Origin of the sequence: Leptolyngbya sp. NK1-12 (assembly GCF_032598965.1) — a bacterium.
Classification (GTDB): Bacteria; Cyanobacteriota; Cyanobacteriia; order Elainellales; family Elainellaceae; genus Elainella.
The window spans coordinates 3914610-3929471 of the sequence record NZ_CP053586.1 but is presented as its reverse complement, the minus strand read 5'-3'; the positions used below and the strand labels follow the sequence as shown (position 1 = coordinate 3929471).

Annotated in this window: 14 protein-coding genes and 1 riboswitch; of the genes, 10 read left to right on the top strand and 4 right to left on the bottom strand. The window is 50.0% G+C overall.

Annotated features, from left to right (window positions below):
- Window positions 1–85: 85 nt before the first annotated feature.
- Window positions 86–1612: a ferredoxin:protochlorophyllide reductase (ATP-dependent) subunit B gene (bchB, locus tag HJG54_RS16655; RefSeq protein ID WP_316430082.1), complete on the top strand. Its 1527-nt coding sequence runs from the start codon at window positions 86–88 to the stop codon at window positions 1610–1612.
- Window positions 1613–1745: 133 nt separating this feature from the next.
- Window positions 1746–2159, top strand: a complete 414-nt coding sequence (locus HJG54_RS16650; protein WP_316430081.1) for a transposase — start codon at window positions 1746–1748, stop codon at window positions 2157–2159.
- A 124-nt stretch (window positions 2160–2283) separates the two neighbouring features.
- Here HJG54_RS16650 and HJG54_RS16645 read toward each other — a convergent pair whose 3' ends face one another.
- Window positions 2284–2448 (bottom strand): hypothetical protein, encoded by a 165-nt coding sequence (locus tag HJG54_RS16645; RefSeq protein ID WP_316430080.1) that lies wholly within the window; start codon window positions 2446–2448, stop codon window positions 2284–2286.
- A 33-nt stretch (window positions 2449–2481) separates the two neighbouring features.
- Between HJG54_RS16645 and HJG54_RS16640 the strand changes: the two genes are divergently transcribed.
- From HJG54_RS16640 to HJG54_RS16625, 4 genes are all read left to right on the top strand, one after another.
- The gene (locus HJG54_RS16640) at window positions 2482–3069 is read left to right on the top strand and encodes a hypothetical protein (protein WP_316430079.1); all 588 of its coding nucleotides are present in this window, start codon (window positions 2482–2484) and stop codon (window positions 3067–3069) included.
- A gap of 132 nt (window positions 3070–3201) precedes the next feature.
- A complete protein-coding gene (locus tag HJG54_RS16635) occupies window positions 3202–3921 on the top strand; it encodes an EcsC family protein (protein ID WP_316430078.1) in 720 nt (239 codons plus the stop codon).
- A 78-nt stretch (window positions 3922–3999) separates the two neighbouring features.
- Window positions 4000–4149: riboswitch (cobalamin riboswitch) on the top strand.
- Window positions 4150–4648: 499 nt separating this feature from the next.
- Window positions 4649–5044: a DUF1636 domain-containing protein gene (locus HJG54_RS16630; protein ID WP_316430076.1), complete on the top strand. Its 396-nt coding sequence runs from the start codon at window positions 4649–4651 to the stop codon at window positions 5042–5044.
- 185 nt (window positions 5045–5229) lie between these two features.
- The gene (locus tag HJG54_RS16625; protein WP_316430075.1) at window positions 5230–6138 is read left to right on the top strand and encodes a LysR family transcriptional regulator; all 909 of its coding nucleotides are present in this window, start codon (window positions 5230–5232) and stop codon (window positions 6136–6138) included.
- 14 nt (window positions 6139–6152) lie between these two features.
- Here the strand turns inward: HJG54_RS16625 and HJG54_RS16620 are convergent, their stop codons facing one another.
- Entirely contained in the window at window positions 6153–6449 is a 297-nt protein-coding gene (locus HJG54_RS16620) for a hypothetical protein (protein WP_316430073.1), read from the bottom strand.
- 316 nt (window positions 6450–6765) lie between these two features.
- Between HJG54_RS16620 and HJG54_RS16615 the strand changes: the two genes are divergently transcribed.
- From HJG54_RS16615 to purF, 3 genes are all read left to right on the top strand, one after another.
- Window positions 6766–7830 (top strand): alpha/beta hydrolase, encoded by a 1065-nt coding sequence (locus tag HJG54_RS16615; protein ID WP_316430071.1) that lies wholly within the window; start codon window positions 6766–6768, stop codon window positions 7828–7830.
- The gene (locus HJG54_RS16610; protein ID WP_316430069.1) at window positions 7790–8344 is read left to right on the top strand and encodes a GNAT family N-acetyltransferase; all 555 of its coding nucleotides are present in this window, start codon (window positions 7790–7792) and stop codon (window positions 8342–8344) included. Before HJG54_RS16615 ends, HJG54_RS16610 begins: the two co-directional genes overlap by 41 nt.
- 146 nt (window positions 8345–8490) lie before the next feature.
- On the top strand, window positions 8491–10023 hold the full coding sequence (gene purF, locus HJG54_RS16605) for an amidophosphoribosyltransferase (RefSeq protein WP_316430067.1): 1533 nt from the start codon (window positions 8491–8493) through the stop codon (window positions 10021–10023).
- Window positions 10024–10134: 111 nt separating this feature from the next.
- Here purF and HJG54_RS16600 read toward each other — a convergent pair whose 3' ends face one another.
- Complete coding sequence (locus HJG54_RS16600; protein WP_035996772.1) at window positions 10135–10509, bottom strand: hypothetical protein; 375 nt, start codon at window positions 10507–10509, stop codon at window positions 10135–10137.
- A gap of 993 nt (window positions 10510–11502) precedes the next feature.
- Between HJG54_RS16600 and HJG54_RS16595 the strand changes: the two genes are divergently transcribed.
- The gene (locus HJG54_RS16595) at window positions 11503–12381 is read left to right on the top strand and encodes an IS982 family transposase (protein ID WP_316429998.1); all 879 of its coding nucleotides are present in this window, start codon (window positions 11503–11505) and stop codon (window positions 12379–12381) included.
- Between the two features lie 157 nt (window positions 12382–12538).
- Here HJG54_RS16595 and HJG54_RS16590 read toward each other — a convergent pair whose 3' ends face one another.
- On the bottom strand, window positions 12539–14629 hold the full coding sequence (locus HJG54_RS16590) for an endonuclease (protein ID WP_316430066.1): 2091 nt from the start codon (window positions 14627–14629) through the stop codon (window positions 12539–12541).
- Window positions 14630–14862 lie beyond the last annotated feature (233 nt).

Genomic DNA, 14862 nt, shown 5'->3' with positions numbered 1-14862 from the left:
ACTAGAGTTGCTTTACAAAAGCTGTCTCACAAATGCCTTAGCCTCCTTGGGAAAACGCAAATCAGCATAACGGAGATCTGAGTTTATGAAATTGGCCTACTGGATGTATGCCGGACCGGCGCATATTGGGACGCTTCGCATCGCCAGTTCTTTTAAAAACGTTCATGCCATCATGCACGCCCCCTTGGGAGATGACTATTTCAACGTCATGCGGTCCATGCTAGAGCGAGAGCGCGACTTCACGCCTGTAACGGCTAGCATCGTGGACCGGAACGTTTTAGCTCGCGGTTCTCAGGAAAAAGTGGTCGAAAATATTACCCGCAAAGATCAGGAAGAGCATCCAGACTTGATTGTGCTGACGCCCACCTGCACCTCCAGCATTTTGCAAGAAGATTTGCAGAACTTTGTGGACCGGGCGCAACTCGAAGCCAAAGGCGATGTGCTGCTGGCGGATGTGAACCACTACCGTGTCAATGAACTGCAAGCCGCTGACCGCACCTTGCAACAAATCGTGCAGTTTTACATCGATAAAGCCCGCAAGAAAAACGAACTGCCCCAGGGAAAAACCGAAAAGCCCTCAGTGAATATCATCGGCATCTCGACACTGGGCTTTCACAATAATCACGATCGTACCGAACTGAAGCGCTTGATGGCCGACTTGGGAATTGAAGTGAATGCGGTGATTCCAGACGGAGCTTCGGTGCATGAGCTGAAGAACCTGCCGCGTGCCTGGTTTAACCTAGTACCCTATCGGGAACTGGGCCTAATGGCGGCAAACTATCTGCAAACCGAGTTCAATATGCCGGTTGTGGATATTACTCCAATGGGCGTGGTAGAAACGGCTCGTTGTATTCGTGTCATCCAGAGGGTGCTAAACGAGCAGGGGGCGAATGTAGACTATGAGTCGTTCATCGATGAGCAAACCCGCTTTGTATCGCAGGCAGCTTGGTTCTCGCGTTCGATTGACTGTCAGAACCTGACGGGTAAAAAAGCGGTCGTTTTCGGTGACAACACCCACGCGGCAGCCATGACCAAAATTCTGGCTCGCGAGATGGGAATTCATGTGGTGCTAGCAGGAACTTATTGCAAATACGACGCAGAATGGTTCCGTGAACAGGTGAGTGAATACTGCGATGAGATTCTGGTTAGCGATGACAATGCCGAAATTGCCAACGCGATTGCCCGCCTGGAACCGGCTGCTATCTTCGGCACTCAAATGGAACGGCATGTCGGTAAACGGCTCGACATTCCCTGTGGTGTGATTGCCGCTCCCATCCATATTCAGAATTTCCCGGTCGGCTACAAGCCTTTCCTGGGTTACGAAGGAGCAAACCAGATGGTGGATTTGGTCTACAACTCGTTTACGCTGGGCATGGAAGACCACCTGCTGGAGATTTTCGGCGGCCACGACACGAAGGAAGTAATCACCAAGGGCGTCTCTGCGGATTCTGACCTCAACTGGAACCGAGAAGCAATGGCCGAACTGAACAAGGTGCCTGGGTTTGTGCGCGGTAAGGTGAAACGCAACACCGAAAAATTTGCCCGCGAGCGCGGCTTTAGCGAAATCACGCTAGAGGTGATGTATGCCGCGAAGGAGGCTGTAGGCGCATAGGATTGCCTGTAGTTTTGCGTTGTCTCAGGTATGCGAGAGGTGGCTGCAAAGTCGCCTCTTTTTTGCGAGTGGCCGCCAATACCTCCTGAATCAATGGGAATTCTAGGAGCATTCGGAGCGGAGGACAGCCAGAATGACTCTTTTCAAGAATCGGTACCGCATTGAATCTGCCCGTTTACCTAGTTGGAATTATGGAGGAAGCGGCTGGTATTTCATTACCATTTGTACCCACAAACGCCTGCATTTCTTCGGCCAAATCATAGACGGAACAGTTCATCTGTCAGCAATGGGTGAAATCGTGGCGGAGGAATGGCCGAAAACATCACAAATTCGCCCCAACGTCATTCTGGACGAATGGGTGATTATGCCAAATCATTTTCACGGAATCATCGGCATCCACAACCAACCCCCCGTAGAGACGTTTCAGCGAAACGTCTCTACCAATGAACCGAAATTGCAACCGAATTCGTTGGGTGCGATTGTTGGTCAATTCAAATCGGTCTGTACCAAACGGATCCGGGTCGCCGGGTTTTCTGAATTTGGATAGCAAACTCGATTTTATGACCGAATCATTCGGGATGAATCGGAACTGAACCGGATTCGTCGGTATATTCGGAATAATCCAAGCAACTGGAAGGCCGATCGACACCATTCGAGGGCTAGGGATTCTATTAGGTAGTTTTATCCAAATACAACCGAATAAATTCCTCTGCGGCCTCTGGGTTGATTTTCTCCAACGCATCCCGGATGGCCAAAATTGGATTACCCGCCGGATCGATGACCTCATTCACCCAGCGATGAATGTTGGAATGAGAGATGCCGATGATGGTAGCCAATTTGTTTTGAGAGATTTTGTAAGTTGTTAAAACTTGCTTCAGTCCTACACCTTTCGCAGCTATTTCGAGCTGCCCTATGAGCCGGATGATATCTTGGCTGAGTTTGGCTACCGGCTCCAACGAGCAGCGCTGAATTTGCCCCAGTCTACTGCTCCCGCCACCCAACTGCGGCTCCTCAAGGCCAAGCTAGAACAGCGCCTTACCTATGTCAGTTTGATCAGCGAAACGGCTCGTCGGGAAACTTTAATTGCGCCAATTCTCTTGGAAGCGGCTGAAGTCACAGGAGCACAGGTGCGAATCGAATATCTGCTGAATGTTAGTGAGGTGCTCAAGGGGTCACTCGACTATTATCTCTACCGCAATTCAAAAGTGATTGTACTGGAAGCCAGAAATGCCGACTTGGCAAGGGGATTTACTCAGCTAGCTGTAGAGTTAAGTGCGCTGGATCAGTGGTTAGAAAATGACCAACCGACCGTGTTAGGAGCCGTAACCACAGGCGACATCTGGCAGTTTGGACAACTTCATCGGCAAGAAAAGCTGATCATTCAAGGGATCAGGCTGTTTGTGATTTCCGATGAACTAGAGGCCGTCTTCGAGATCTTGCGGGCAGCGCTGGAGTAGCTGTTGACGAGAGCTATCACCAAAACATGGCGAGAACCATCGAAAGGTAGACGTGAACTGGAACCTATCTCCACTAGAGTGGACGGTATGATCGAGTAGTCCCACTTCGTTCTTCCAATTCCTACCTGCCCTATGTCAACCCCTAACAATCCAATTGACCAATTCAACCAGATGCTGACTGCGGTAACTACCACCGCCGAAACCACAATCATGCCGTTGCTACAGGAAATGCTGGAGCAGGGAACCGAGACTGTGGGCCGGATTGTTACCCCGATTGCCGAAAATCCGGTTGTACAATTCGCCACGAGGGTCCCAGGCGTCAACTGGTTGATGGCGGCTTTGGGGCAGGTGAACGTGGAAAAGGTGGAGCGGGAGGTGGCGGCCCTACGACAACAGTATCCGCTGGAAACATCGGGTGAGATAGCGCAGCGGATTATTGCCGATACTGCCATGAAGGCAGCTGGAGCCGGTCTAGTCACGAACGTTATACCGCCTGCTGCGATTAGTCTGTTGGCCCTTGATATTGCAGCGGTAACTGCTCTACAGGCCGATATGGTCTATCGAATTGCGGCAGTATACGGGTTTTCGCTGCATGAGCCAACTCGACGCGGCGAAGTTTTGGCGATTTGGGGTTTATCCACCGGGGGATCAGGCGTGCTCAAGACCGGGTTGAGCTTGGTTGAAGCAATTCCGCTGGTTGGAGCGGGCATTGGGATTGCCAGTAACGCTGTGTTGATCTACTCCTTGGGGCAAATTGCCTATCGGTTTTATGAAGCGAAGCAAGCAGCCCTTGCCAAATCAGCTCAATCCAAACCAGAAGATGTAGTCAGTCACTCCGATACTCCGGTTTGATAGGCAAAGCGAATAAATTTATTGCAATCGTAAAGCCTGATGAATTCAGATACCCGTTATCCCGCATTGGTGGTATGGTGGTACTGCATTGAGATCGGTTCTGGTGGGGAACAGCCATCAGACGTAAGGGGGAAAATCCGGTGCAAGTCCGGTACTGTCCCGCAGCTGTGAAGGAAGGTGCAAGTAACTTTCCCAGTCAGAATGCCCGCCGATTTAATTCACCGTCTCTCATCTGCGAGGTATAGATGATCTTGACTTCTGCCTTACTTGCTAGTAACAAAATTCAAATCTGGCCTGCCTTACGGTCAGGGGAGCGCTGCACCATCTCTTTTTCAAAGTTTTTTGCACCAATCCGCGAGTAATAGAGCTAGTGCTATATTGAGCGATTACTTAATCGCTGCTTTTGGGCTGACAAATTCGGCTGCGATTAGTGAAGCAGGATGGGTAAATTAGTTATTCAGCATAGTTCACAGATCTATACCCTAGACGATGCAAGCTAATCAAGCAACATGTGCTTGCGTGTGTGCATAAGCATTCTGTCTGCCGCTAGCGAAAAATTGCCAACCGTTTGCTTAATCATCTGTCGCTTGATGATTTTTTTATTAGCTCTAGCCAGCTACTCAGATTGTTCAAGTCGATGCAGCAATGAAAATCAGCTAAAAATTGATCCAAAATTAATTAGAAGTTACACCTAGTTATCAGTTTTGTTTGTTCAATATCATCAACCATGACTCACCACACTTTGTTTGTTTGCACTCTTTGCCGATTTTCTGGAACCAATCAGCCACAGCCTGAATCCCATGGTGCTGGATTAAGTGGAGGCGAACAGCTCTTTAACCAGATCACGGCAGCAGTAAACGAGTGTGATTGGCGTGAGCGCATTCAGATTCAGCCAGTGCGCTGTATGGGCGTCTGTAGTCGCTCCTGTGTAGTAGCATTTGTGGCGGCTGAGAAACTGACCTTCATTTTTAGTGGCTTGTCGCCTCAGCAATCAATTCCAGAACTGATGCAGTTTGGCCGCCAATATACCCACCATCCAACCGGCAATGTGCCCTATGGAGAGCGGCCCGCCGCCATGAAACGCGGACTAGTAGCAGTATTACCGCCAGTACCGCCCGGTTGACCTGAATAAGCTAAAAGCTGCTCTATTGCCTACAAACATCGCACCGAAAACGGGCAGGATACCCGCACTAGCACTATCTTTATCTCATTGGGTGAATGACTGATCGTTTCCCTAGCCACATTCCCTAGCAAGCGGCAGTGGTACACTAGCAACCTCACTAGTAGGTCGTTGCTTAGGTGGTCGCTGTGCCCGTGAAAGCCAATCCTCAAAATCAAATGAAGCTATCCCAACTGCGGATTTTAGTCGCGGTTGCTGAGCATGAGAACTTCACGGAAGCGGCCCTGCATCTAGAGATCTCCCAGTCGGCAGTCAGCCATGCAATTGCAGCCCTAGAAGACCATTTGGGCGTGGTGTTGTTTCTGCGAGGCCGGCATGGAGCACATCTGACCCCGATTGGAGCCGAAATCGTCAAGCATGCCCGCGAAATTGTGCATCGGGCCGATCAGATTAGCAGAGCGGCTGAATTAGCGAGAGGATTGCAGGGCGGACAGGTGCGGATTGCCTCGTTTCGCAGTGTGGCAACCCATCTGCTGCCCTCCGTGATTGCCGATTTTCATCAGCGGTTTCCAGCCATTGCCGTTAGCCTCACCGAACATGATGATTACCCGCAAGTCGAGCAAGCCCTGCGCGAAGGACGAGCCGACATCGGTTTTACCTTAATTCCCGTACATGACAGCGATATTGCCGCCTGGGAAATTTTGAGGGATGAGTTTGTGGCCCTACTGCCTCCTAGCTTTCACCCCAAAGGCGAATCACTCTCCTGGCAAGACTTGGTGACTCAACCGCTGATCATGCCGCCTAGGAGCGATTTAATGATGCAGCAGTTGCACAATCACATAGAAGCACAGGGGTATCCGCTCCAGATTGGCTACGAGGTAGGAACCGATGCCACCATTGTCAGCCTAGTGGCACAGGGGTTAGGTGCGACAATTCTGCCTCGCCTAGCGGCTGAACCAATTCCGGCAGCAGTGCAGATTTATAGTTTGCCGGTACCCCTTTGGCGAGTGATTGGGGTAGCCGTCCTTGCAGAGGCTCTGCACCCGCCTGCAGTCTATGCATTTCTCGACATTCTTAAAAAGCGGAAAGCAGCTTGAGTTGCTGAAAACGCCTACAGCGTCTGATAGTGTCGTTCCTCTAGCCAAACGCGCATTTCATCCATCGATGCTTGCTGAACCGACTGGTTCGTCACCGGATCATAGGCATGCCAAACCACTTGGCCATTGCTGTCTTCATTGCGCCACACATGCGGTTCAGTCGAGGTGCTGAAATAAGCAACCAGACTTTGCCAGATGTGGTTTAACCGAGTTTTCAGCCTCAGAGATACAGCTTTAGAGACAGTGTTAGCCGACGGCTCAGTCAGAAATTCGAGTGCTTGGTATTCTTTCCAGCTCAGTTGCGATTTCATAGTCTAATCTCTTTTAATTCATGATTTGCTCTTGATGCTTTTAGTCTAAAAAACTGTAGCTAAAGATACAAAAAGCAGCCTTTATTGCTTACATGAGCAGATTTGATGGTCACTGAACCGATTGTTTTGTTGAGCTGAGCACTAGCCACCATGAGTTAAAGCATCCTATGCTGAGCTAGAAAATTGTCATATCGTCACTAACGGCGGGATGTTTCTGCCGCCGCCTATAGGTGTACAACTGGCTCAAGTCGTACGATTAGAGATTGATCAGGTTGGAAATCAGGTCAGGCAACCGCTGAATTAGGAACGAAGCTCTATGTTTTTGCATCTACACCGTTTGATTGCCCTGCTGATTGGTCCAATCGTGCCCGCCTTCTCGCTTTTGATTGCTGGTGCTACCATCCCAGAACCAGAGTCAACAGCAGTCCATATTACAACTCCAACCGGCAGGATTCACGGCACACAGCTTGTTCCAAAGTCTAACCAGCCCCCCGTGGTCTTGATCATTGCTGGTTCAGGGCCAACCGACCGTGACGGGAATAGCGCTGTCCTGCCCAAACCAAACAATAGCCTCAAACTCCTAGCAGAGGGATTGGCGGAGTATGGGATTGCCTCGGTTCGGTATGACAAGCGTGGTGTGGCAGAGAGTGCCTCCGCAGTGCGGCAGGAGGCTGATGTTACCTTTGATACGCTTGTAGAGGATGCGGCTCTTTGGGTTCAACAGCTACAGTCCGATTCTCGCTTCTCCAGCGTTACGGTGATTGGTCACAGTGAAGGCTCTCTCATCGGCATGATAGCGGCGCACAAAACGGAAGCAGATGCATTTGTATCCATCGCGGGACCAGCACGCAAGGCGTCTGAGGTCTTACGAGACCAACTGCGGCCTCGCCTTTCAGATCCTCTATGGCAAGAGAGTGAGCGGATTTTGACAGCTCTAGAACAGGGAGATACTGTAGCTGCTGTTCCCCCCCAACTGGAGGTACTCTACAGGCCAAGTATCCAGCCCTACCTAATTTCCTGGTTTCGCTACATCCCTGCCGAGGAAATCCAACGGCTCACAATGCCTGTGTTAATCGCCCAAGGCACTACGGATATTCAGGTACCTGTTAGTGAGGCTGAGGCGTTGAAACTGGCTAAACCCGATGCAGAGCTTGTGATTATTGAAGGTATGAATCACGTCCTGAAGCTAGCCCCGTTGGAGCACGAACAGCAGCTAGCGACCTACATGGATCCAAGCTTGCCGGTAGTACCGGAGTTGGTTGAGTCCATTAGTCAATTTATTCATAGCCGTGTAACAACCGAATCAATCAGTCAAAGAGAGAATCAAAGAGACAATGCAAATGGAAATCACTACCTGGTATTTAGAAATGCTGGGCCTTGAACAGTTGCGGTTTTCGCCCCCGGGCAGCTACGAATTGCGAATCGAGCAGGCCAAAATTCCATCCCCGGAGTTTAGTCGATTCTTGTATACGAGTGTAGGGGCAGGCTGGTACTGGCTAGATCGGCTGAGCTGGAGCTATGACCGTTGGATGGCCTATCTTGATCGGCCCGAATTGGAAACCTGGGTCGCCTACATCGCCGGAACGCCAGCTGGCTACATTGAGCTAGAAGCCCAGGCCGAAGGGAATGTAGAAGTCGCCTATTTCGGGCTGCTGCGGCAGTTTATCGGCAAACGGCTGGGCGGACATTTGCTCAGCGTCGGTGTGGAAAGGGCCTGGGCGATGGGTGCTAAGCGGGTGTGGCTGCATACCTGTAGTTTAGATGCGCCTCAAGCACTGGCCAACTATCAGGCTCGCGGCTTTCAGATTTATAAACAGGAGAAACATTGGGAGGAACTGCCTGAGCCGCAGCCAGAGTGGTCAGTGTATGATCAGGCAGGTTGGCCCAGCAAATGAGTAGCATGAGTATGCCAGTTTGCGCTACTGTTTAGAGGTGAATTTATTAAGGAATCGTTAATCAACTCTTATTCTCGTATTCGCGGTCTGTTGCCGAAATTAGGTGATTACCTGTCCTACTATTCTTCTACTCATCGAAAGCTTCCATGATGCCAAATTCTGCTGATCCTGCCGTCGAACTTCCTTCGTCTGAGTCCGTCGAGCTGTCTGCTGCATCCCCCATCGAACCGCGACCCGATAAACCCGAAGAAGCCTGTGGGGTATTTGGCATTTACGCACCGGGAGAAGATGTAGCGAAGCTGACCTATTTCGGGCTATATGCCTTGCAGCATCGGGGTCAAGAGTCTGCTGGAATTGCCACCTTTCAGGGCGAGCGGGTCCACCTCCACAAAGATATGGGTCTGGTTTCGCAGGTATTCAACGAACATATTTTGCAGGATTTGCCAGGAGATTGGGCCATCGGCCATACCCGCTACTCCACCACCGGATCGAGTCGAGTGGTGAATGCTCAGCCTGCGGTTGTAGAAACCCGGTTAGGAACGTTAGCCCTGGCCCATAATGGTAATTTGGTTAACACTGGCGAGCTACGGGAGGAACTGCTGCAGTCGAATGTCCAGCTTCTAACTACAACCGATTCTGAGATGATCGCCTTTGCGATTGCTGAAGCGGTTAATGCCGGGAAAAACTGGTTAGATGGGGCGATGAGTGCGTTCCACCGCTGCCAAGGTGCGTTTAGCCTTGCGATTGCCACACCAGAGGGCATCATGGGTACGCGAGATCCGAACGGTGTCCGTCCGCTGGTGATTGGCACTTTGGAAGGGGTAACGCCGGATGATCCAATCCGCTATGTGCTGGCCTCCGAGACCTGCGGCCTAGATATTATCGGAGCTGACTATCTGCGCGATGTCGAACCTGGGGAGCTAGTCTGGATTGATGAAGCGGGACTGGCCTCCTTCCACTGGGCCACACCTCAGCGCAAGCTCTGTATTTTTGAAATGATCTATTTCGCTCGTCCAGATAGCGTCATGCACAATGAGAACCTCTACAGCTATCGGGTACGGATTGGCCGGCAGTTGGCGATCGAGTCGCCTGTGGATGTGGATCTAGTAATGGGCGTGCCCGATTCGGGAGTTCCAGCCGCGATTGGTTTCTCTCAAGAATCTGGGATTCCCTATGCAGAAGGCTTGATCAAAAATCGCTATGTGGGCCGTACCTTCATTCAACCTACCCAAACCATGCGCGAATCGGGTATTCGCATGAAGCTGAACCCGCTCAAGGATGTGCTGTTGGGTAAGCGCGTCCTGATAGTAGACGATTCGCTAGTGCGAGGTACCACCAGCCGCAAAATTGTCAAGGCGCTGCGAGAAGCGGGTGCCACTGAAGTACATATGCGGATTTCTTCGCCGCCGGTCACCCATCCCTGCTTCTACGGCATCGATACCGACACGCAGGATCAGCTGATCGCGGCAACTAAGTCGGTAGCAGAAATCGCTGATCAAATTGGCGTTGATTCGCTAGCTTACCTGAGTTGGGAAGGGATGCTAATTGCTACCAAGGAAGACCCCAACAGTTTCTGCTCTGCCTGCTTCACGGGTAACTATCCGATTCCCGTTCCAGAACTGGTGAAGCGCTCGAAGCTAATGCTTGAGAAACAAACGGCTTCAGCTGCTAGCCACTGAACACTCACATCCTGACCACTAACATCAAAGCAAAGTAGGCAAGCCGCAACCTGCCTACTCTGAATACTGCCTAAGGAAACGCTGTAAACTCTATACCTTCGAGCTTTACAATTAGTCCTGACCGGTTACCTTATCGACGGCTTTACCAAGAGCGCGCTGTACCTGCTCAGCAGCGGAAGTGGCTTGACGCGAGTTCTCAGGACGATTCATTTGATGAACATCAGCATCTTTCTGCACTTCATTCAGACCTTCGTTAGCTCGCTCAATCACTTTGTCGGCATCTAGTGCATTTTCAGGTCTCAGCGAATCTTGCGACTCTTTATAAATATCGTTGAGGCGGGTTTCACCTTCACTCGGCTGGCTCGGCGTGCTTCCAATTGCTAGAGCTGGAGTGGCGTTAACAAACAAAATAAGGGCGCAGGCAAAGGCAATAACCAAACCGCGAACAAAGCGAAGAGCAGCAGAAAAACGACGGTTGAAGTTCATATTATTCCTCCAAAACTATCAAAGAATCGAACAATGTGTTGAGTTAAAACTTCAGCTTAATCTCACCTGAAGTTACCCTTACTCCCAGTCAGAAATAACCGATTGGAGGTTTTTCTAGCTTGGAAGCTTCCTCTTTTATACTCAAAGGTTAGCCACTGCTGAATCGCTCTGCAGACTGAGCTTGCTAACAATCCGTTGCAATCAAATCTCACCCTTTAGGTAGAAGAAGAATGGGTACATTTAGCTGTCTTTGTTAAATATGCAACCGGTTTCAACAAGCATTAAAAAATGTAAATAGAGGCTGAAGTGAGAAGTAACTAGAGAATGCAAGGAGTGAATAATTTTATGGCTAATTGAGAAATCTCAATTAGGGTTTGCTAACAAAACGGCCAAAGAATTGTCGTACTTCGTTTTCAAGCAGAAACAGGTCTACTAAAGTGCAAGGAAAATGGGTGCCCCCCTCCATGGTTACAGAGTGTTGTCTTACTTAGATTTTGAAACTTGAGTAGCTTTATCGAGCAGCAGCGACCGGGTTAAGGTCTTGCCCTGAGCATAGTGTCAAGGCTCAGCTATTCAATTTGTTCAATTCAAGAGAAATAATTATGAATTTTGAAATTAACGATCGAGTAAAATCTATCGATACCTACTTAGAGACCAACGCCAATCATATTGATCCGGTCATTACCGAGAAAGCATGTCGCATTAGGACCTGATTTTCGTTGATGGCTCAGGCGGAATAGATTTACTTGACCTAAATTTGAACTGATATGCGGGCCAGTATTCCCCTTTGCCCTAGAGCCTTTTCGATGAATTCTCAAATTCCTATTGGAAAATTCTATTCACAAAAACACCTTCTTCCGGGCAGCCCACAAGCGTGAACTTTTTTCTCTGCAGAAGAAAGCCTGCTGAACTGGATTAACGTGAGTTCGGGATAAGGAAGGGTGGAACAGATACAGTTGAAAGTACCTAATTCTCAACGCATCTGACCACCCTATGCTTAGTTTAGAAGCCCTTTTTTGCCATGTCGATGATTTTTGCCGATGGTTTGAACCGCGCTGGCAGCAGCACTTATTGGGCGAAGGACTACAGCGTCGTTCCCGCTCCCGCAGCCGCAGCTTAAGCGAGATGATGACAATCTTGATTGCCTTCCATCAGTCGGCCTATCGCAACTTCAAGTGGTTTTATACCCAGTTCGTCTGTCGTTACTGGCGCAAAGCCTTTCCTCGATTAGTCAGTTACCAACGCTTCGTGGAGTGGATGCCATCGACCCTCATTCCCCTGTGCGCCTACTTGCGCCACTGCTTCGGACGCTGTACGGGCATCAGCTTTATGGATTCGACCAGTATCAAGGTTTGCCATAACCGCCGCATCGCCTCTCACAAGGTATTCAAGCCTCTAGCTGCTAGAGGCAAAACGTCGGTGGACTGGTTCTTCGGCTTTAAGCTGCATCTGGTGATGAACGAGCAAGGAGAGTTGCTCAACGCGATCCTCACCCCTGGCAATGTCGATGACCGTCAGCCAGTTCCCCAATTGCTGCAACAGCTTTTCGGCAAAGTGTTTGGCGACCGGGGCTATGTCTCCCAGAAACTCGCCCTGCAACTGTGGCACGATTGGGGAATTCAACTGATTACCAAGCTCAAACGGAATATGAAGAACCGCTTGATGCCATTGGCAGATAAGCTGCTCCTACGGCGACGAGCCATTATTGAATCGGTGATTGACCAGTTGAAGAACATTTCTCAGATTGAGCATTCTCGTCATCGTTCACCCGTCAACTGCTTGGTCAATCTGGTCTGTGGATTAATTGCCTACTGCCATCAGCCCAAGAAACCATCCCTCATCCCTGATACCTTTTTGCCTGAGCCTATTTAACCCGAACTCACGTTGGATTAAGTAATGCCCAGGAAGAAACTAACCACAAGATTAGGAGAGCGACAAGGCACCATTTGCACGTTTCTAGCTCCTCTAGAACAATACCTCGATCACCAACGCAGCAATCGAGGTAAATCAGACGGAAATAACTTAATGCTTAGCCAAGTCCTAAACTAAATTTGATTCTGTCGCCCCATTCAGGGAAGTCAATCAGCGGATTGCGGTTCCCCTGCTTTTCATAGATGGCCGCATTGCGATGCTTCTCATACTCGGTTGGCGGAAACTTAGCGTGCCATTCCAGCAGTGTTTCAATTCGCTCAACTTTATATTCGTTCACAGCGTTGTCGATATCACCTGGATAGCGTAACAAGAAATAAAGCGTGGCCCGTGCCACTGCTCCTTTCCCCTGGCTGGGTTCAAATTGGCTGCCAGAAAGTTTGCCGCACCCATCGCGGATGATGTCCCGCTCCTCATAGTCATCGAAATCAATAAACGGATGGTTGCTGCGGAAACTGTTGCAGCGAACTTCACAAGCAAATAAATGGTGCAGGTCACCGCGCATCGGTTCAGCCCTGTTGAACCAGGATTGGGGCACTACATGCTCACAGTTGTATGGTAGGCTCGCCTCCAGCAGAGCAAGCTCTTGGGCATATCGCTCTCGGGACAAGGTCGATTCCCGCAGTTTCAAGTCATGTTCCCGCAATGCCCGCAGTTGCTCAGTGCGAAAATCTTCTCGAATCAGGTCTGCTGGATCAAAGGTTTGGCCGGAATAGATGCTGCGAATTTTGAGGTCAGGGTGCAGGTCAACCCAGGGATAGACATGGCTGCTGGGTTTGTAGTTCAGCTTCTTCCTATGGGTGCGGCTGAGCAAATCGCTCAGTTCCTGATACAGCTCATCGGAGTCAAGTGAATCAGCGCTGTCGATCAAGTCACCATAGTAGGCGTCTCGCTCCTGTTCATCTTGCTCCTGGTCGTAGTAGGGTTTTCGAGCTGCCTCTCGCAGCTCCGCAAGGGCTGCTTCCAAGCTGTCGTCTTCAGCCTGCTGTCTTTGCGAGCCGTTTCCGTTAACCGAGTGGACTGGACGGCCCGTTGCCATGACTGGTTGCCCTAACTGCACAGACACCTGCAGTGGAATTGTCCAGGTTGCAGTACCATCGTCCGCTATAGAAACCGCCAACTCTGTAGCATCAGCCTCTACTTTGGGAGCAACAGGCGGAACAGGGTTAGCTTCAAACATTTGTTTTCTCAACTTCTTGGCAAGGCTAGAAAGGGGTTGAGCTTTGATGTGCTTAATGATTCGACTAATTCGCACCCCTTCGTTTGCTTTCCAGGCGATCCTATGTTCGCCCTCCTCCTCCTGCCAAACCTGACCATCAATGTTGAGAATGCGCCCCCGATTATCGCGCTCCGGCACGCCTGAGTGGTGCAGAGCCACCACTTCCCATTGGTCATTGAATACAGGGGAACCAGAGGATCCAGGAGCCGTATCGGTCTGATAGTGCAGAAAGTTCGGCAGGACATCAATGAGCTGATTTTCCCGCAATGCTACCTGCTTAAGTTCACCGCTAGGATGTTGAATGATGCTGACAGACTCACCAATGATGATTTTGCCTTCTGCTTCAATTAGGCGATACCAGCCGAAGCGGCTGAGGTCAGCGCCACTCCGATTGACACTTTTGACCGCAACTAAGGTATAGTCGAGCAGTTCATCGGTAATAAAGAAGGTATTGGGATCCAGGTCGAAGAAGACAGAGGTGAGCGGTTTACCGTCTAACCCAAGTTGGTAGTTAAACTCAACGTGGCTAGAAGAAGCCTCCTGACGGCTAGACAAAACATGGTTGTTAGTTATCAAGAGCTGCGGTGAAACCAGAAAACCAGTACCATAACCAACCAGCCTGCCACTCGCGTCTTTAATCTGAATTCGGCCTACGGACCGGGCAATCTGAGTACCCTGCTCTAGATAGCTGACGCGCATCAGGTCATTTTTCCAAAGGAGTCGCTCTAGGTCAAATCCGCTAGCAGTTTGGGGAACAGAGGGCAGGGGCTGCCTACCATCGATCAAAGCTTCTGCCGTGAATCGTTCTACTCCCAATCGCTGTAGCCGCTTTTGCACCCGTTCTGGGGAATCTGCCTGAAGCAGTTCACTCGCATCTAGCTTGCTCTTTATTTCTTGACGTTTATCCTGCCGTGCATCATACCGTTTCTCGGTTTCTGCAATTACGCTTCGTAGCTCTGTAGCAATTTTCATAGCAATCCTTAGAGTTGTTTGCTGGAACATGTCCTTGTCATCTGGCAGCACCCTTGGGATTGGCAATGCATTCAGCGTTCTGAGTCAGAGTAGGCAACACTGAACCCATCTGGCAATGGAATTCTAAACTGAATATACCGGTGAAAGATGAATGGGCGTGCTCATTTCTCGGCACCAGAATGCGTATAATCTAGCGCTGACGTAAAAAGTTCGGTCTAAACTTATACATTCCT